Source organism: Mycobacterium triplex (genome assembly GCF_000689255.1).
GTDB lineage: Bacteria > Actinomycetota > Actinomycetes > Mycobacteriales > Mycobacteriaceae > Mycobacterium > Mycobacterium triplex.
Genome location: NZ_HG964446.1, coordinates 4991314 through 5009693, shown reverse-complemented (window position 1 = coordinate 5009693; position 18380 = coordinate 4991314). Strand labels below are relative to the sequence as shown.

17 protein-coding genes and 1 pseudogene are annotated in these 18380 nt (G+C 63.7%); 8 read left to right on the top strand and 10 right to left on the bottom strand.

Annotated features, from left to right (window positions below; genetic code table 11):
* Nucleotides 1-4 precede the first annotated feature (4 nt).
* The 5 genes and pseudogenes from BN973_RS23115 to BN973_RS23095 form a co-directional block, all read right to left on the bottom strand.
* Nucleotides 5-1033: an acyl-CoA dehydrogenase family protein gene (locus BN973_RS23115; protein WP_414098598.1), complete on the bottom strand. Its 1029-nt coding sequence runs from the start codon at nt 1031-1033 to the stop codon at nt 5-7.
* Between the two features lie 62 nt (nt 1034-1095).
* Nucleotides 1096-1827 (bottom strand): annotated as a pseudogene (locus tag BN973_RS23110) (SDR family NAD(P)-dependent oxidoreductase); the annotation flags it as partial.
* Between the two features lie 24 nt (nt 1828-1851).
* Entirely contained in the window at nt 1852-3045 is a 1194-nt protein-coding gene (locus BN973_RS23105; protein WP_036471037.1) for a thiolase family protein, read from the bottom strand.
* A gap of 26 nt (nt 3046-3071) precedes the next feature.
* On the bottom strand, nt 3072-3485 hold the full coding sequence (locus BN973_RS23100) for a nuclear transport factor 2 family protein (protein ID WP_036471036.1): 414 nt from the start codon (nt 3483-3485) through the stop codon (nt 3072-3074).
* A gap of 52 nt (nt 3486-3537) precedes the next feature.
* Complete coding sequence (locus tag BN973_RS23095; RefSeq protein WP_085200765.1) at nt 3538-4011, bottom strand: PaaI family thioesterase; 474 nt, start codon at nt 4009-4011, stop codon at nt 3538-3540.
* A gap of 193 nt (nt 4012-4204) precedes the next feature.
* Here BN973_RS23095 and BN973_RS23090 point away from each other — a divergent pair, with 193 nt between their 5' ends.
* From BN973_RS23090 to BN973_RS23075, 4 genes are all read left to right on the top strand, one after another.
* Nucleotides 4205-5035 (top strand): mycofactocin-coupled SDR family oxidoreductase, encoded by an 831-nt coding sequence (locus BN973_RS23090; protein ID WP_036471034.1) that lies wholly within the window; start codon nt 4205-4207, stop codon nt 5033-5035.
* Between the two features lie 89 nt (nt 5036-5124).
* The gene (locus BN973_RS23085) at nt 5125-6252 is read left to right on the top strand and encodes a spirocyclase AveC family protein (RefSeq protein WP_169718243.1); all 1128 of its coding nucleotides are present in this window, start codon (nt 5125-5127) and stop codon (nt 6250-6252) included.
* Between the two features lie 122 nt (nt 6253-6374).
* On the top strand, nt 6375-8015 hold the full coding sequence (locus tag BN973_RS23080) for a nitric oxide reductase activation protein NorD (protein ID WP_139830311.1): 1641 nt from the start codon (nt 6375-6377) through the stop codon (nt 8013-8015).
* A 48-nt stretch (nt 8016-8063) separates the two neighbouring features.
* Nucleotides 8064-8855: a CbbQ/NirQ/NorQ/GpvN family protein gene (locus BN973_RS23075; RefSeq protein ID WP_036471032.1), complete on the top strand. Its 792-nt coding sequence runs from the start codon at nt 8064-8066 to the stop codon at nt 8853-8855.
* A 13-nt stretch (nt 8856-8868) separates the two neighbouring features.
* Here the strand turns inward: BN973_RS23075 and BN973_RS23070 are convergent, their stop codons facing one another.
* The 4 genes from BN973_RS23070 to BN973_RS30070 all read right to left on the bottom strand — a co-directional run bounded on the left by BN973_RS23070 (nt 8869) and on the right by BN973_RS30070 (nt 11958).
* The gene (locus BN973_RS23070; protein ID WP_036471031.1) at nt 8869-9612 is read right to left on the bottom strand and encodes a hypothetical protein; all 744 of its coding nucleotides are present in this window, start codon (nt 9610-9612) and stop codon (nt 8869-8871) included.
* A gap of 75 nt (nt 9613-9687) precedes the next feature.
* The gene (locus BN973_RS23065) at nt 9688-10413 is read right to left on the bottom strand and encodes a hypothetical protein (protein WP_036471030.1); all 726 of its coding nucleotides are present in this window, start codon (nt 10411-10413) and stop codon (nt 9688-9690) included.
* Nucleotides 10410-11156 carry a hypothetical protein gene (locus BN973_RS23060; RefSeq protein WP_051641436.1) on the bottom strand — a complete coding sequence of 249 codons (747 nt, stop codon included), beginning with the start codon at nt 11154-11156 and terminating at the stop codon, nt 10410-10412. Before BN973_RS23060 ends, BN973_RS23065 begins: the two co-directional genes overlap by 4 nt.
* Before the next feature lie 190 nt (nt 11157-11346).
* Entirely contained in the window at nt 11347-11958 is a 612-nt protein-coding gene (locus BN973_RS30070) for a TetR/AcrR family transcriptional regulator (RefSeq protein ID WP_051641435.1), read from the bottom strand.
* Nucleotides 11959-12159: 201 nt separating this feature from the next.
* Here BN973_RS30070 and BN973_RS23050 point away from each other — a divergent pair, with 201 nt between their 5' ends.
* Both BN973_RS23050 and BN973_RS23045 read left to right on the top strand, forming a co-directional pair.
* The gene (locus tag BN973_RS23050; RefSeq protein ID WP_169718244.1) at nt 12160-13473 is read left to right on the top strand and encodes a protoporphyrinogen/coproporphyrinogen oxidase; all 1314 of its coding nucleotides are present in this window, start codon (nt 12160-12162) and stop codon (nt 13471-13473) included.
* 83 nt (nt 13474-13556) lie between these two features.
* Nucleotides 13557-15200: a PEP-utilizing enzyme gene (locus tag BN973_RS23045; RefSeq protein WP_051641434.1), complete on the top strand. Its 1644-nt coding sequence runs from the start codon at nt 13557-13559 to the stop codon at nt 15198-15200.
* Here BN973_RS23045 and BN973_RS23040 read toward each other — a convergent pair.
* The gene (locus tag BN973_RS23040; RefSeq protein ID WP_051641433.1) at nt 15191-15811 is read right to left on the bottom strand and encodes a TetR/AcrR family transcriptional regulator; all 621 of its coding nucleotides are present in this window, start codon (nt 15809-15811) and stop codon (nt 15191-15193) included. The genes BN973_RS23045 and BN973_RS23040 overlap by 10 nt on opposite strands.
* Here BN973_RS23040 and BN973_RS23035 point away from each other — a divergent pair.
* Nucleotides 15766-17247: an NAD(P)/FAD-dependent oxidoreductase gene (locus tag BN973_RS23035; RefSeq protein WP_139830312.1), complete on the top strand. Its 1482-nt coding sequence runs from the start codon at nt 15766-15768 to the stop codon at nt 17245-17247. The genes BN973_RS23040 and BN973_RS23035 overlap by 46 nt on opposite strands.
* Nucleotides 17244-18359, top strand: coding sequence for a spirocyclase AveC family protein (locus tag BN973_RS23030; RefSeq protein WP_051641432.1), 1116 nt, complete (start codon nt 17244-17246; stop codon nt 18357-18359). Before BN973_RS23035 ends, BN973_RS23030 begins: the two co-directional genes overlap by 4 nt.
* Nucleotides 18360-18380 lie beyond the last annotated feature (21 nt).

Genomic DNA, 18380 nt, shown 5'->3' with positions numbered 1-18380 from the left:
CGGATTAACCGTGCTGCGGCATGGCCTCCGGAGCTACGGCCGATGCCAGTGTCTCGTGGGGATTCGAATAGGCGGAGGCCATCATGTGGAGGAAACGGGCATCGGCGAAGGCGTGCGAGATGGGGTATTCGCGCATGTAGCCGTATCCGCCATGCAGTTGCAGGGATTGGTCGGCCGCCTGGCCGCAGACCCTTGTCGTGGTGAGCCGAGCGGCCGCGGCGTCGGCGGCGTCGAGCGTGCCGGTGCTGCGCTCGTGCACGCAGGTATCGACGAATACCGTCAGGCCGGTCAGCTCGGCCGAGAGTTCGGCGAGGCGAAATCGCGTGTTTTCGAATTCCGCCAGCGGCCGGCCGAACACCTTCCTGGCGTTCACATAGTCGACCGCCAACTCCATCGCAGTGCGTGCGCTGGCCAGCGCCAGCACGGCGAACCACAAGTCGAGGTCGCGACGCAGCGCAGTCGGGGAGCCGACGACGGCAATCTCCTCCACCTCGCGCAGGCTCACATCGGCGAGTCCGGCGTCGCGTCCGGCCAGATTCCCGTCGATCGGGGTGATGGTGACTCCCTGTTGATCGAGTGGCACCAACGAAATGCCGTCGCTGCCGCGTTGGACCAGCAGCGCGTCGGCGATGCGCCCGGCGGCGACTCCGGCCAGGGTGGCCGGCGCGGCGACCGCGATCAGTCGGCCGCTACTCAGTCCCGGTAGCCATCGTTGTTGGTGCTCCGCAGTGGCGTGCTCGAGCAGGTATGGGATTGTGACGCCGGCCTGCAAGGCGCAGAGCAGAGCCAAGCCGGTCGCCCCGGCGGCCACCGCTTCCTCGATCAGGACGACCAGGAAGCCCAGGTCGTCGGTGCCACCGCCGCCGAACTCCTCGGGGACCGCGGCGCCGAGGAAGCCCGCGTCGCCGGCGGCGGCGACAATACGGCGCGGCGTTTCGCTGGCGCAGCGCCACGCATCGAGATTCGGCGCGATTTCGGTTGCAATGAACCGCTTTACGCTGTCCCGAAACGCCGCGTGATCTTCGTCGAAGATGCGGCGTCGCTTGGGAATTCCCGAAATCACCGCGGCGCCATGCGTATCGCACCGTCGAGGCGAATCGTCTCGCCGTTCAGCATTCCGTTGTCGATGATTGACAGCGCCAGACGGGCGAATTCGTCGGGCAGGCCGAGCCGGCTGGGGTGTGGCACGGTCTTCGCCAGCGACGCCCGCACGTCGTCGGACACCCTCGCCAAAAGCGGTGTGTCGAAGGTACCGGGTGCGATGGTGCAGACGCGGATCGCCTTGGACGCCAAATCTCTTGCGGCGACGATGGTCATGCCGACGATGCCGGCCTTGGACGATGCATACGGTATCTGTCCGATCTGGCCCTCGAACGCGGCCACCGACGCGGTCAGGATCACCACGCCGCGATCACCGTCCAGCGGCTCGTTGGTGGCCATCCGGGCGGCGGCCAGCCGCAGCACGTTGAACGATCCGATCAGATTGATGCCGATGACCTCGCTGTAGGTCTCCAGCGAGCCGGGTGTGCCGTCCTTGTTCACCACGCGCACGGGGCCCCCGCGCCCGGCGCAGTGCACCACCGCCCGAAGCGGCCCCGCCGCGGCGGCGGCGTCGATGGCGGCGGTGACATCCTCGGGGCTGCGGACATCGGCGGCGACGAATTGCACGGCGTCGCCCAGTTCTTTCGCGACCGTCTCGCCATTCGAGGACGGTAGGTCGGCGATGATCACCTTGGCGGCCCCCGATGCCACCAGGCGTTCGACGGTCGCACGTCCCAGCCCCGACGCGCCACCGGTCACGACTGCGGTGATTCCCTCAATCTGCATGCGCTGCTATCCCTTTCGCGGCTTTCAGAGCCGTTCGATAATGGTGGCGTTGGCCATTCCGCCGGCTTCGCACATGGTCTGCAAGCCGAAGCGACCGCCACTGGCCTCCAGGTTGTTCAGCATCGTGGTCAGCAGCCGGGCACCGGAGGCTCCCAGCGGATGGCCCAACGCGATGGCGCCACCACGGGGGTTGAGCCGGGCCGGATCGGCCCCGAAATGCTGCGCCCAGGCCATTGGGACCGGGGCGAACGCCTCGTTGACCTCGTAGTGGTCGATGTCGGCGAGCGAGAGATGCGATCGCCGAAGCACCCGTTCGGTCGCCGGGATCGGGCCGGTCAACATCGTGATCGGATCGTCGGCGGCAAGCCCGAACGCGTGAAAGCGCGCCCGTGCGGTCACGCCCAGCTCCTCGGCAATGTCGTCGCCCATGATCAGCACCGCGGCCGCACCATCGGCGAGCTGCGATGAATTGCCCGCGGTGATGTGCCAGTCGGTGATCTCGGGAAACCGCTCGGCCATCTCGGGGGAGTAGAACGATGACTTGAGCGCGCCTAGCCCCTCCACCGTGGTCGATGGCCGGACGGTCTCGTCGGAGCTGACCACCTGGCCGTCTGGAGTCGTGATGGGCACGATCTCGGCGGTGAAGTCGGCCGCCGCCGCGTTCGCGTGGGACCGTGCGGAAAACTCGTCGATGGATTCGCGGTCGAGTTTGAAGCGGGCCGCCACCAGCTCGGCCGAGATGCCTTGCGGCACCAGCCCGGGCGCATACCGTCCCGTCACCGAGGGCCCGTAGGGGTCCTGGCCGATCCGAGCGGTGAACATCGGGATGCGGCTCATCGACTCGACCCCGGCCGCCACCACGATGTCGCACGCGCCCGCGATAACGGCCTGCGCGGCGAAGTCGGCGGCCTGCTGGCTGGATCCACAGGCGCGGTGCACCGCCACCGACGGCACGCTTTCGGGCAGCCCCGCCGAGAGCCATGCCCAGCGCCCGACCGGACCCGACTGTTCGCCGACCTGACTGACGCAGCCGGCGATCACGTCGTCGACACGGGCGGGGTCAACGTCGTTGCGCGCCATCAGCTGGCCGATCACCTGACCCAGCAATTCGACCGGATGCACGCCGCTCAAGGCACCGCCGGGGCGTCCGTCCTTGGGTGGCTTGCCCTTGGCCATCGGCGATCGAACGGCATCGACAATGACTGCGCTACGTGACATTTGGTTCTCCTTGCTGGTCCGGTGGCCTACGCGGGTTGCGGCTGGGTGATGGCCGCGGAATCCCAGTAAAACGCCCGGATTTCCCGTACCAGACCGCAGGAGAACGACCACACCTCGAGAGCGGCGTTGGGGATGGCGTCCTCGGAGCCGGGGTTCTTCCACTCGAAGGTGATCCAGGCGACCACATGATCGCCATCGCCGATGGTTCGCAGCAGCTTGAGATTGGTCGCGCCGGCCTGATTACCGGCTTTTGCGATCCCGGTGAACAAGCCACGCAGCCGACGAATTCCCGCTATCCGGCCGCCGTGCGGGAGCGAGGGCGGCCACTCGATCGCCGCATCCTCGGCGAAGTGCGCGTCGATAGCAGCCGCTATCGCGTCCGGGTCCGCGCCACTGAGCGCGGCATAGAAATCAGCGACGATTTCGGCATTCTGCGACATCGGGAACCTCACTGTCCAGGTCGGAAAAGTATTTTAGAACCTTAGCGTCTCATTAAGTGTCCGGCAACGGCGGCCCCGACGAGCCGCCGGCGATCATCGTGCCTTGGCTCGTGGCACACCGGTTGCCGTTCCGGTCCTCCACGACCACCTCGACGAACTTGGTTCGCCGGCCACCGCCCAACACGCTGGCGCGAAAAGTCAACGGAGCCCGGGCGGGCAGATGAAACTGTATGTGTAAGGAGCCGGTCGCGGGCAACAGCCCCTTGTCGCTCTGACGCATGGTGAGCGCGCCCATGATCTGGTCGGCCGCAGCGGCCACGGTGCCACCGTTCACGGCGCCGTTGGGGTTGGGGGTCAGCGTCGAATGCTCCATCCGGAAAGTCGCCGAATCGGTGTTCAACTCGACGCATGCCAGTCCCAGGTCCCGGCAGTACGGCAGTGCATTTGCCCAGGCCAGCCAGTCCGCGGTGGCGTCCGATGCTGGGTGCAACCACGCCATGTCGGGCGCGATACCGTCGTGGGTCATCGTCGGCTCCAAATTCCTCGCGTTTCCTTTGCAATGTAAACGATCGTTTCTGCGGCGATGACGGTCGTCCGGGTGGGTGTGGCCATTGACACAAATACGCCGATCGGCAATTATGAGACGTTGAACCTTAAAAACGCGACCCGTCGGCAGAACGTCCGTTCGGGAGGGACAGGAAGACAGGGACAGCTACGTCATGGGACTCGCAGACAACAAGGTCGCCTTCATTTCCGGGGTGGCGCGGGGGCAGGGCCGTTCGCACGCGGTACGGCTCGCCGAGGAAGGCGCCGACATCATCGGCTTCGACATCTGCGCCAACGACGATGCGGTGGAATATCCGCTCGCGACCCGTGAAGATCTCGACGAGACGGGAAAACTGATCGAGAAGTTCGGCCGCAAGGCGCTGCTGTCGGTCGCCGACGTGCGCGATCACGAGGCGGTCAAGCGGGTCGTCGACGAGGGCGTGGCCGAGCTCGGGCGGTTGGACATCGTCTTGGCGAACGCGGGGGTCATGGCCATTACCGGGGAGCAGCGTCTGCTGCGCGAGTCGTTCCTGGCCGGGATCGACATCATGCTCACTGGTGTGTTCAACACGGTGATGCCCGCGATTCCACATTTGCGCGCCGGCGGGCGTGGCGGGTCGATCGTGATCACCAGCTCCACCGCGGGTTTGGTCGGCGGGCTTGGGGACGGCTCGCCGGGCGTGCTCGGGTACACCGCGTCCAAGCACGGCGTCGTCGGCCTGATGCGTGCCTGGGCCAATGTCCTTGCGCCAGAAAACATCCGGGTGAACACCATCCACCCGACGGGGGTCAACTCCCCGATGATCGCCAATGAAGCGTTCGGGCGCTATGTGCAGGAGTTCCCGACAATTGCGCAGAACCTGCAAAATCCGCTTCCGGTCCCCAACGGACTGCTTGAGCCCCAAGACGTGACGGACTCGATTATGCACTTGGTCTCGGACGCCGGCCGTTACATTACGGGCAGCACGTTCGTCATGGATGCCGGCTTCACCAATAACAAGTAACCATCGGACTCGCCCTTCGAACGGGGTCAGGAAAGGGGCCAACGATGACCCAGATGGCTGAAAGGCTTGAGCAGCCGAGGCAGGTAAACATGCCCCGGGCAGTCGATGCGGCGCCGCGCACATCGGCGCCGGTGAAGTGGTGGGCGGCCCTCGGCGCTGTCTACCTGGTGTTCATGGTGGCGGTGCTGACCAACTGGGTGCTCGGCCCGTTGTTCAAGACCGTGCCGGTGGGCCCGACTCCGGTGCCGACCTTCATGAAGGTCGCGGTCGTGTTCTTCGAGGTCATCTCGATTCCGGCCATATTGGCCTGCTTCTACTTCATGGTCGTCAAGCCGTTACGACGCGACGGCAAACTCAGCGTGGACGGGGCGCTGACCATCGCGTTCGCGACCGTGTGGTTCCAGGATCCGCTCTCTGCCTACAGCGGCACCTGGTTTACCTACAACGCCTGGGCGCTCAACTACGGCTCCTGGGTCAATAGCGTTCCCTTTGCGACCGGTAAGGCCGCCCCCGGGGCGATGTTGGTGGAGCCGATTCTGATTGTCCCCGGAGCCTATGTGTACTGCTTTGTGGTGGCGATGTTCGCCGGCAGCTGGGTGATGCGTACCGCGCGCAAGCGGTGGCCCAGTCTGAGCGCGGTCAACCTCGGCGTGATCTGTGTGATCGCGATGTTCGCCTTCGACATCGTGTTGGAAGGCGTCATGTTCATGCCGCTGGGGATCTGGGAGTACCCGGGCGGACACTTCAACATCTTCCCGAACACCTACCACAAGTTCCCGCTGACCGAGATGCTCACGGCCGGTTCGGCATTCGCGTCCGTCGCAATCTTGCGCTTCTTCAAGAACGACCGCGGTGAAACGCTCGCCGACCGTGGTCTCGAGTCGCTGAAGGTCTCGGATCGCCGCAAGAGCCTGCTGCGTGCGTTGGCAATGATCGGCTTTGTCAACATGTTGTTCTTCGGTCTCTACAACGTCGCCAATACGTGGACCGCGACGCGCATGGCCGACTGGCCGGCGGATCTGCAGAAGCGCTCATATCTGACTAATGGCCTGTGCGGCGAGGGTACCGACCAGATGTGCCCGGGCCCGGCCGTTCCTCAGTACCGCAACGACAATCAGGATCCCAACGGTGGATCGGCGCACCTGGGCCCCAACGGCAACCTGGTCGTACCCCCTAACACCACGCTGCCGAGCATGGTGCCTTTCGACCGCGGCTAGTTGTGCGAGGGCGCGACATTTCATCGATCACCAGATTTGCTGTTCTGGCATCGGCGATCGCCGCACGGCCGCTGACCGTCGAACCGACAGACGCCGCACCGACCCACACAGACGGGCGTACCGTGTTCGTCGCCGCGGACTTGGCTTCGGCCGACGCGTGTGATGCGGTCGTAGCGCAAGCGGCGCTGCTGGCCGTTGGCGCGCTACGCAAGGATCTGATGACCCGGCTGGCGCGGCAGCGCCCCGCCATAGCGCAGCGTTACCTCGCCCTGGAACTGGGACGTGTCGCCACGGAATTGGATCATGTATTGCCGGCCCGGACCATGAGCCGCATCAAATCGACTGATTTGCAGCCAGTCTCGGGCTCCAGCGACGAGTCCCTCGACCGCGCGCTCGGTCGCGAGCGCATCGCAGCGCCCCCGGCGTGGGTTGGCGTCTTACGGGCTTCCCGACTGCGGCGGGTGAGCGAGGAAGACCTGCGGGCCTCGCCGACCGACCGAGACCTACGGCGCCTCGGTCAGCTCGAAGAAGACCCCCAGCAAGACGATGATGCCACGGACGAGACCGACGAAAGCAAGATCGTCAATCTGTTGTCGGCACCGGGAATACCCAATCCGCTGGGGGATGCCATCCAGAAGCTCCTCGGAATGGGCCGCAGTGGTCAGGACAAGAACCAAGGGTCAGCCGAAATCCCAGTGGGCAAGCAGCGGTTCGGGCCCGTCGGACGAAACGCGAGGAAAAGTTCACTCGGCCGGCTCCTCTCGGCGGTACTTGAACCGGCTCCGGCCGTCGGCCGGCGTTACCCTGAGTGGGACTGTCATCGGGGTGCATACCGTTTCGATTGGTGTGCCGTCGCCGAATACGACCCGGCGGACATGGAACCGACACACGACAAAGAGGTTGGCAGTCCGCTCCTACAGCGTCCGCTCGCCCGAGTCGGAATCGAGCCACAACGCCATCGGCGCCAGGCCGAAGGCGATTCGCTGGATCTGTCGGCGCTGTTGGACTACGAAACCGACCGCCGGCACGGTGACAACCCGGACCCGTTCATCTACGAGAGCAGTCGGCTGACCAACCGCGATCTTTCGGTGCTTGTTCTGCTGGACTGTTCGGGTTCGACCGCGGAGGATTCCGGCGGCCGCGTGGTCTTCGAAGAGGAACGGCGACTCGCGGGCGACCTGACCGTGGCGCTGGAGCGCCTGGGCGATCGGGTGGGGACATACGGGTTCTACTCACGCGGCAAGGATGCGGTGCGATTTCTGCGGGTCAAGAGTTTCGACGCAAGGTTCGACACGGCCGCAAAGCGCCGTCTGCAGTCGGTGCAACCGTCTGGGTTCACTCGGATCGGCGCCGCGATCCGCCACGCGACGCATGTCCTCGAATCGCAAGCGTTGGCAAAGAATATGGTGTTGCTGGTGATCGGTGACGGACTGCCGTACGACGACGGCTACGAGGATCGCTACGCCCGCGCCGATGCGAGGCAAGCGATCAAGGAAGCGGTGCTGCAGGGTATCGGCGTTGCCGGAATCGGCATCCGGTCGTCGACCGAACCCGAGGTTCTCGAGGACGTGTGGTCGGACGCGTCGTTTAGGGTTATCGGACAATGCGGCGATATTCAGCGACACCTGCGCGGCCTGCTGCTCAATGCGCTGAGCGTGACGCGGAGCAACGGGCGGCGGCGCGAACTGCTTTCCGAAGAACACCATGGATACCTGCGATCGCTGCATGCGGCACGGCGCAGTGCGATGAATACCTATGCCTGAACCTGCGAGGTGAGGATGAGCGAATTGACAGTGGATCAAAGGGATTTGATGCGCGACGTTGAGCAGAGCAAGAACCCGTACATTCCCGTCGGTGATGAAGTCGACGTGTTCGCCGCGGCCTGGCGGTCGGGTCTTCCGGTCATGTTGAAGGGGCCCACGGGGTGCGGCAAGACCCGCCTCGTAGAGCACATGGCCGACCAGTTCGGGGTGCCCCTGTTCACCGTTTGTTGCCACGAGGACATGACGTCATCGGATCTGTTGGGACGCTTCCTGCTCCGCGATTCACGTACCGAGTGGGTAGACGGCCCGCTGACGCAAGCGGTGCGTCAAGGCGGCATCTGCTACCTCGACGAAGTCGTCGAAGCCCGGCAAGACGCGATCGTCGCGGTGCATTCGCTGGCTGATCACCGCCGCGAATTGAACATCGAGCGACTCGGCGGGCTCAAGCTGCAAGCGGCAGAGGGCTTTCAGCTCGTGGTGTCGTACAACCCCGGCTATCAGAGCGTCCTCAAGGACCTCAAGATGTCGACACGGCAGCGTCTGGTTGGCATCGATCTCGGGTTCCCACCACCGGAAATCGAGAAGAGGATCCTGCTGCAGGAGAGCGGACTGGACTCCGACGTGCTCGATGACATCATTCGCCTGGGTCAAGCAATTCGACGTCTCGACGACGCTGCCCTGCGTGAAACCGCCTCCACCCGTGCGCTCGTCGCGACCGCGACCCTTGTCCGCGCCGGTTTGCGCCCCCGTGCCGCGGCGGTCGCGGCGATCGCGAGTCCGCTCAGCGACGATGCCCAGACGTGCGAGCGGTTGACGGTGCTGATCGAGTCGTATCTCTGAGAGAACGCGCCGACTACCTGCCGGCCGCAATCGCGTCCAGGTTTTCCAGTGCAGGACTGGGATTCCGCGCGGCTCGCAGTACGGCTGCGCGCATCAAGTAGAACGTCACCAGGAACCAAGCGCCGAACAATGCGACCGGAATCCATAGTCCGAAGAGCCCATTCCACGACCAGGGCCCGGAGTGGAAGAAAAACAACAGCTGGTCGGGCATGATCAGCATGACCACCATGATGTTGAAGTAGCCGGCCCAGCGCGGGAACACCGGGTCGGGGCTCTTGTCGATGAAGGCCGCGATCGCGATAGCGACGGGCAGCGCCGCGAACATGGACACGCCTCCGATGAATTGCAGCCAGGCCATATCGTTGAAAACATAGGTCAATTCAGCCGCTCGCTCCGGACGGTAGGCGGCGACGAGCCACCAGATGGCCGGGTAGAACGACAACACCATGTTCCCGCAGCCACCTATGACGGCTCCGTAGGTGAGCACACCCGCGCCGCCTTCGATCTTGGACAGGAACTGCCCGACGGTGGCGGCGAAGAAGATGAAGACACCGGCCGACCACATCACCAGGACCATGCCGATGCGGATGCCATTGGTGTTGCCCTGAAAGATCTGCGCGACTTCCTCCGCGGTGCGCGATGGCGCAACTGGTGGCACGAAGCCCGCGACGGCGCCCCAGCCGGAAAAGATCAGGATCAGGTACGCCGGGCCGCACCAGGCGCCGAACAGTCGAAGTTTTGCTTGGATCGGGGTCATGCGGTCTCCTCGGCAAGCGCAGCGAGTATGAACGTACGTTCACGCTATCGCAAAAAGTCGCGCGGTAGAAGATATTCAGTGATATTGCGCGGCCGCATGAGTCCCAACGGTCGCCTGTTCCTGCAACCCGATCGCTCTGAATATCAGGACCGCCAGCACAACTATCCAGGCGAAAAACGTAACCACCGGTGACCAGAACGCCAGCAGGCCATTCCACGCGAAAGGGCCCGAACGGGTGAGGAACGCGATCGCGCCCGCCTCGAACATCAGCGCGGTCCACGCGGTGTAGTACCCAAACCACCGTGGAAAAGGAGTGTGCACAACAGTATTGGGTATCAGCGCGACGGCAGCGATAGCCACCCACATAAAAATGTAGTACTGATCGGTGGTGACGAAGGTCAACATTGCAAGTTCATGCATGATCGCGGTGATCTCGGGTGCCCGCGTCGGGGTGAATGCCGCGACGCCCCAATAAATCGGAGGGAGCATCAGCGGGATCGACATCAGGGTCCCGCCGGCGAGGGCGAGGGCGGCCCAGACCGGCTTCCCCTCTTCGTGCCGGGCAATTTGGACCGCGACCACCACCGCGATCGGAACCATGAATCCGCTCGTCCAGCTGCAGATGGTAGCGCCGATCTTGATCTGGGAGCTGTTGTGAACGTAGAACTGGGCGATCTGGTCTGCGGACCAGCGCGCGGTGGGCGGCGGCATCATGTGAAAGAGCAGCCACCACACCAACCCGTAGACCACGGTGAAGGTCAGGCCCCACCACATCAGAATTCGCTGGGTGCGCGTGCTCATGCGGGTGCGCCAGCCGTCGCCGATGCGGCGGGCCCGGCAGCCGACTCTTCGGCAAACGACCGTTCCTGCTCGTTGATCGCGCGCAACAGCACGGCCGTGATCAGGCACAGCCACACGGTGAACACCACGACCGGGATCCAGAACGCCAGCAAGCCGTTCCACGCGAGTGGGCCGCTTTTGAAGTAGGGAATCAACACGCCGGGCAGGTAGATGATCTGCGCCCACAAGTTGAACCATCCCAGCCAGCGTGGCAGTACGGGGTGTTCGGACTTGTCGCTGAGGATGGCGACGGTGATGGCCATGCCCTGCACGAAGATCGTGCAGACGGGCCCGATGAAAAGCATCCAGGCCATATCGTTGAAGCGGTGCGTGATTTCGATGTTTTCCATCGGCCGAAAAGCCGCGGCCTGCCACATCATCACCGGCACGATGAAGATGAGCACAAAAACGGAGCCCATACCGAGCTGGGTATAGGCCATTGGTGAGAACCGACCTTCGATGCGCTTGAGCTGCACGCTGATTGCGGCTGCCCACGGGCAGTAGATCGCACCGCCGAATCCGACGATGATCAGACCGGCGCGGATCCTGCCACCGTGTTCGGCGAACATGGTGGCGATCTGATGGGCGTCCATGCTCGGTGCCGGCGGAGGGATGAATCCCGCGAGAAAGAAGAAGCCGACTACCCAGGTGACGGCGCATGCCGGTCCGGCCCACGCGCAGATGCGCTGACTGCGAGCATTCATCGCTGACTCCTTCGTCGTAGGGTCAGACTACGAAGAAATGACACGACGCGTCAATAGAACAGTCGTGTCAGTTATGGACTAATCTAGCCCGCCTGTTGCCCGAACTCACTGAGACAGAGGGGTTTTGGTACAGCGGAAGCACGCGCCCGCAGTCTGGCGCGCTCGTCAGGTTCGCATCCGCCGCCGGCCGTTACTTGCGTCGAGTGGACCGCGGCGCGGCGGGCAGGCCGGCCTCGAGCATGCCAAAGGCCGCAGCGGCCAGGTGGGGTATGTCATCGCCGGTTTCGATCGCCGCATGCAGCACCGCGCGCAATGCCGACACCATCGCTGATGCGAGCACCTGTGTGCGTAGGTGAGTATCGGGGTTGTCCGGCAATCCGGCGGCGAAATAGGTTTTGAGGATCTCTTCCCATTCATGGGCGATTTCGAGGTACCGTCGGCGTGGAACCGGCTCGGTGAACCATAGTCGCATGATCGTTACCCGCAGGTCAGGCTCGAAATTCTCGAAGAATTGCCCTAGTTGCGCCGTGACCGCTTGGCGCGCGATCGTCCATCGATCATCCTTGCGCGGGGCGCTGTCCAGGGCATCGCGCAATCCGTCGATGACTTCGGAGACCGCGGGGAACAGTACGTCCTCTTTACTGCCGAAATAGCGGTTCAGCGTGCTGCGCGAACACATCGATTCGTGCGCGATTTCCTCCATGCCGACCGAGTCGTAGCCGCGTTGCACGAAAAGTTCTACGGCCGAACGCACAATCGTGGCGCGCAGTGCCGCTTTCTTTCGCTCCCGTAACGCGCTCATCGAGAGTCAGCATAAGCGCACCACACGCAACTGGCGGTCAGGCGCTTAGCAGGTGCACGCGCAGCATAGTCACGCCATGGGGTGGCGTCCCGTGGTAACTTGACTCGCGATAACGATCGTTTACACAATCGACTATGCGGACCAGCGGAGTTGAGTCATGAAATCTATTCGGGAATCCACCGAACCCCCGGCAGGCCGGTCGTGACCTCGGCCGTCGTCGTCGGCGCCGGGTTGTCCGGGCTGGCCGCTGCATACCGCTTGCAACAGGGCGGGGCCACGGTCACCGTGCTGGAATCGGCGAGCGGGCCGGGTGGACGCGTACAAACGGAGCGGCACGGAAACTACATCGTCGACACCGGCCCGGACGCACTGACCGCCGGGTACTCAAGCTATTTGAAACTGGTCGAGGACCTCGGGCTCGCGGATCGAGTGGTCGACACCAGCGCGGTCATCGGCCTGGTCCGACGGGGACGTGTGATCGACATCGATCCGGACAGGCCGCTGCGGTTGCCGTTCACATCCGCGTTGTCGGTGCCGGGCAAGCTGCGATTGGCGGCCGGATTGATCCGATTGCGCGGGGCGATCGGAGAGGTCGACTCTTACGATATGGGTCGATCGTCGGCGTTGGACGATCCGGATGTGTCGGCGCATGACTTTGCGGTCCGTCATTTCGGCCGTGAGGTGGCAGAGTATCTCATCGATCCGTTGATGCGCCTGACCACCGGGTCGGGTGCCCACGAGGCGTCCAGCGTGAATGTGCTTGGCGCATTGGGTGCTTGGTCCGGGGGCCTGCACAGTCTTCGCGGCGGCCTGGCGACGCTGACCAACGAGCTTGCGGCACGGGTCGACGTGCGCTACGGCGCGACCGTCACCCATGTCGACGAGACCGAGTCCGGCGTGACCGTGTCATACACCGATAGCTCCGGCAGCCATGACGTCAGCGCGGGAAGCTGCGTCATTGCCGCCATGTACCACCGCGCGGTCGAGATGTGGCCGACATTGTTGACGGCATCGCCGGCCTTCGGGGACAAGTTGCGCAATGTCAAGCTGATCAGTGTCTCGCTCGGCTACCGGGTTCCGACCAAGAGCAAGGCATACACGATCCTGGTTCCCACCGTCGAGCAACGCGAAGCGCTGTTGATCTTCCTGCAGCACAACAAGTCTCCCGATCGCGCGCCGCGCGGACACAGCCTGGTCACGATCTACACCGACACGGTCGTCACCGACCGGTTCCTCGACCGCACCGACGCTCAACTGACGACGTGGGCCGCCGGAATTGTCGAAGGGCTGTGCCCCGAACTCGCCGGTAACCGTGACCTGTCGGTGGTGACGCGTTGGCCGTCCGCGGGATACCTCGCGGATCCCGGGTTCTGGCAGCGCAACAGCGCGCTGCGTAAGTCGCTGTCCGATGACGGGCCGGTGCAGATCGCCGGTGATCTGTTCGGCGCCGGTTCCATGGAGTCCGCCGCGCGGTGGGGCGAGCATGCCGCGCGCCGCATCCTCGCGGGGAGCTGAGGCGGTCCATTGCTTGCCTACCATCGCGTTAATGAGCGCTCACGCCACAGCTATCAGGCCGACGAATCGATGAACAAGTGTTGATGGGCCGATCGGAACAACGCGTCGACGAGCTCACATGGCCGGATCCGCTGCACGAACAGAGCGGCCCCGCGACGTTTTGGAGCACGGTTAACCTGGCTGAAGCGATACCCGGTGTGCCGACGCCGATGTCTTGGTCGATCTTCTCGATCGGCAACGAGGTGTCGGTGCCCTATGCCTATCACCGGCTGGGAGTGCTGCCGCGACGTCTAACCGGGCGGGCGGACAGTGTCGACGACCGATTCGCTGCGATTTTCTACGGCCGCGCCGCCATGAACGTCACACACTTGCGTCAGATCGCCGATCTCACGCCGGGAACCTCTGGCGATGCAATGGAAGAACAGCTTCTCGGCTCGGTGCGCGAAGGGGTGCAAAGCCAGAACTCCTGGCGTCGCTTGCCCTTTGTGCTGGCGCGCTTTCCGGTAGAGGCCGCCCGGCTCCCGTTGCGGTTGAAACGGTTACACCGTGATCAACACCGATGGTGGACCGCTGCGACGCGGACGTCGAATCCAACTCCCAACCTGCGTCTGCTGACGCAGGCGGTCGACAGGTTCGATGCCGCGATGCGCATCCATATGATCGCGGTAGCCGTGACACAGGCACTGTTTGAACAGCTCACCCGGCTTGCTCGTGCGGCAGGAGACCCGGGTCTGGTGGCCCAGCTCGCGGCGGGATATGGCGGCTACGAGGAAGCTGGGATGGTTGCCGCGCTATGGAATGTGTCTCGCGGTGCGCTGTCGGTCGATGCGTTCGTCGCACGGTATGGTTTCCACGGCTCCGAGGAAGGCGAAATCTCTTCTGTCTCTTGGCGTGAGGACCCCAGTCTGGTGATTTCGATCGCCAATCGGTACACAGAGCATGGCGTCGAGGATCGCGCAACCGAGCAGGCGGATCGTCGTGAAGCGCGAATTGCGGCCGAGCAATTGTTGCTGGCGGATCTCTCAGGACCCCAACAGATTAAGGCTCGTGTCGTGTTGCGTTTGGCGCGGCGATATCTCCCGTTGCGGGAAGTGGGTAAGGCGGCGTTCTTGATGGGGCTTGACGTCGCGCGGTTCGCCGCCCGCCGTCATGGTGCGGAACTGGTCGCAAGGGGTGTGCTAGCGCAGCCCGACGATGTGTTTGCGTTTACCGTTTCCGAGGTGACGCGCGGCCTCCATGGTGTGGGGGTGAATGTGGGCGAGGTTGCTGAGCGACGGCGGGCCAAGCGGGCCGAGTACCAATCGATGACATTGCCGGATCGTTGGGTTGGCATGCCGCAACCACGCGTTGGTAATACGGGTCGCCCGGACGTGCGGGTCGGGGACACCATCGCCGGGGTGTCGGTCACGGGAGGTGTGGTCGAGGGGGCTGCCCGAGTGGCCACCAGTTTGGAAGTCGCCGAAGAACTCGAACCGGGAGAGATCTTGATTTGCGAGGTCACCGACCCGAGCTGGTGCGCGCTGTTTCCTCTGGTGGCCGGAATGGTCGTCGACATCGGCGGGCCGCTGAGCCATGCGGCAATCGTGGCCCGCGAGATGGGCATTCCTTGTGTGGTCAACACCGGGGACGCGGTCACCCGGATTTCGACCGGGATGCGTATCCGCCTGGACGCCACCAATGGTGTTGTGTTGGTTGTGGATACCCGGACGCCGATGGATTACGAATAGCCTTCGACCGCACGCACATAACGTGCTGCGCGTTTCGGTGTTACACCGGCCATGCGCAGCAGCATTTCCGCACAGACGAAATCGGCACGGTGGCCCAGTCGTCCATCCAGGATGCCTCGGATCACTTCGAACGCCGCCGCTATCGACATCGTCAGCGTCGTCTCGAGATCGTCGATGACAAAGCGCCCTTCGGCAACCCCTCGCTCGAGCAGCGCCCCCGCTTGTGGGCGGATGATTCGCTCAAACCGCGTCTCGGCCTGTTCGAGTTTGACCAGCAGGCGTGCGAGTGGGGGATCGTCGTACGCGATGCGGACGATGGCTCGGGTAGATGCGACAAGTGCCTCTGCGGGATCGTCGAACTCTGGTGATTCCTCGACCGATTGTGCGAGGCCGACGATCGCCTCGGCCACGACGGCTTCGACGATATCGTCCTTGGTTTTGAACTGGTTGTAGAAGGTGCCGAATGCGACGTCGGCACGCCGGGTGACGTCGCTTACCCGCAGGGCCTCTACTCCGAGCTCGGCGATGATCTCCTGGGCGGCCTTGATCAGGTCTGCTCGAGTTTGTGCTTGCCGTCGAGCGGTGCGGGAGAGCGCATTCGGTGCTGCCACCTTTACAGCCTAGAAGCGCAACCGGCGGTCCGGCAATGATTTCCCGATCATTATTGATTCAGCGATCATTTCTGCGTTACGTTGTGACGGTGGGAACAGATGCGAGGACAGCCGTGGTGGGCGGTGGTATCGCCGGGCTCGCCGCGGCCCGACGGATACAGCAGGCAGGCGGTACGCCTGTGGTGTTCGAGGCCGAGGATCGCGTCGGTGGGCGGATCAAGACGGTCCGGCGAGGCGGATTTGTTTACGACGTAGGGGCTTTCATCTATCTCGGCAGCTACGCCGAGGCCACGCAGGAAATGCGTGACGTCGGCCTCGGCCCGCAAATGCACAAATTCGACGCGTTCGGGGCGATGCCGCGAGGCGGCGAGTTGAACTTCCTCGACCTCGGCAAGCCGCTGAGCTTACTGAAAACGCCCTACCTGTCCGGCCGGGCCAAGCTAAAACTGGCCAAGCTGTTGTTCTTCCTGGCCAGGCATTGGAACGACCTGAACTACGCTGACGCTTCGGGTGTTGCGGCTATCGACACCGACACCGTCACCACCTACAGCCGGCGCGAACTCAGCGAGGAAATCCTCGATTATGTTGCCGCCGTCGTGGTTCGGGGACCGTGGCTGAGTGATCCCTGCTACGCGTCGGTGGGGCAGCTGTTGTGGACCATGAAGAATTTCTTCAAACCGTACTTCTACGGACTCGACGATGGCATGGATGCGCTGCCGCGGGCGATTGCGGCTCGACTCAATGACGTTCGGCTGGCGACACCGGTCACCAACGTTACCGACGCAGGGGATCACGTCGAAGTCACGTTCATCCGGGAAGGCCGAGAGGTCACCGAGGATTTCGCCAACGCCGTCGTGACGACTACGACGGATAGAGCGCTTGAAATCTATCCTCAGATATCAGGATTCGCCCGCGAGTATTACCAGAACACCGACTACATCTGCAGTGTCAACTGCCACATCGCGTTGGCGGAGCGGCCGTCGAATCCGGCCACGTACATCATGTGTTCACCGCGCGAACAACCCGACCTGTGTGGCGTGATCGTCGATCACCTGAAGGCCAACAATCGATGCCCCGACGGCACGGGGATGATCACGACGTTCTGCCGGCACGAGTGGTGCCTGGACAATCTGGACAGCCCCGACGAAAAGGTCATCGACGCCGTGTTGGGCTTCGTCAAGCCTTACTACGGCGACCTCAGTCCCAATGTCGTCGACTACGAGATCGGGCGCTGGCGCAACGTCGTCCCGATCATGCGCAAAGGCCGCTTCCAGGCGGTGGATCGCTTTATGCGCGAGACCGATCCAATCGCCCGGGTGCAACTGGCCGGCGATATCGGACCGATCCCCGGCGTCAACGGCGCGTTGGTTTCCGGTCAAGCGGCGGGGGACCGCATCGTTCATCAGCTCTGCGCAACCGGCAAGGTCTCGGCATGAGTGCGCCCGCAGTGGCCAGACACCGTCCGATTGCGGTCGGCGACCGATCGGTCCCGGCGGTCGCATGGTGGGCGGCCCTGGGCGCGGTGCTGCTCGCCTTTCAGGTGTTCGTTTTGGTCCGGTGGATCACGGGGCCGTATTTCACGCCGGTCGATCCCGGCCCGACTCCGGTTCCCGGGTGGATGAAGGCTGCGTTGACGTTCTGGCAGATCGTCTTGCCGATCGCCGGACTGGGGGTGCTGTATTGGTTCGTGGTGCGGCCGTGGTTGCGCGAACGGCGCATCGGACTGGACGGGCTGATGGTCATCGCGTTTCTGACGCTGTCCTTCCACGACCCGCTCAGCGCGTACGTCGGTCACTGGTACACCTACAACGCATGGCAAGTGAACATGGGATCTTGGCTCAACAGCTTGCCGGGAGCCTTGGCACCCGGGACACCCGACCATCAGGTCGCCTATCCGCTTCTGATCGTGCCGGGCGCCTATGTCGTGGTTTTTCTGTTGGTGACGATGATGGGTGCCGCGATCATGCGCCGGGCACAGGCGCGCTGGCCGGGAATTCCCCGGGTCGGTTTGGCTGCGATCTGTTTTGCGGTCATGGTGCCGTTCGACTTGGTCTTCGAGGGAGTCGTCTTTATGCCGATGGGCTCTTGGGAGTACCCGGGCGGGCACATCAAGATCTTCGCCGACACCTATCACGCGTATCCGCTCAACGAGGCGTTGACTACCGGCGCAATATTCACGATGTTCGCCTGCATCAAGTACTTCACCAACGACCGTGGGCAGTCGCTGGCCGAGCGGGGCGCCGAGCAACTCGGGGGCGGGCCGATAAAGGTCACGGTAGTAAGGGTGTTGGCGATGACCGGGCTGGTGACGCTGGCGATGACGATCGGATACACGTTGCCCAACACCTGGTTCGGCGCGCACTCGAGCGCGTGGAATAGCGATATACAAAAGCGGTCGTATCTGACGTACACGTGCGGCGAGGGTCCCGGAATCGCGTGCCCGGCGCCCGATGTTCCCTTGCTCCGCAACGATAATGGGAATCAGGGCGCGAACGGCCGCACGTTCGGCCAGAACTACCCACCGCAGGTCGCCTACGACCGCGGCTAGTGACGCACACCGGCGACCGTT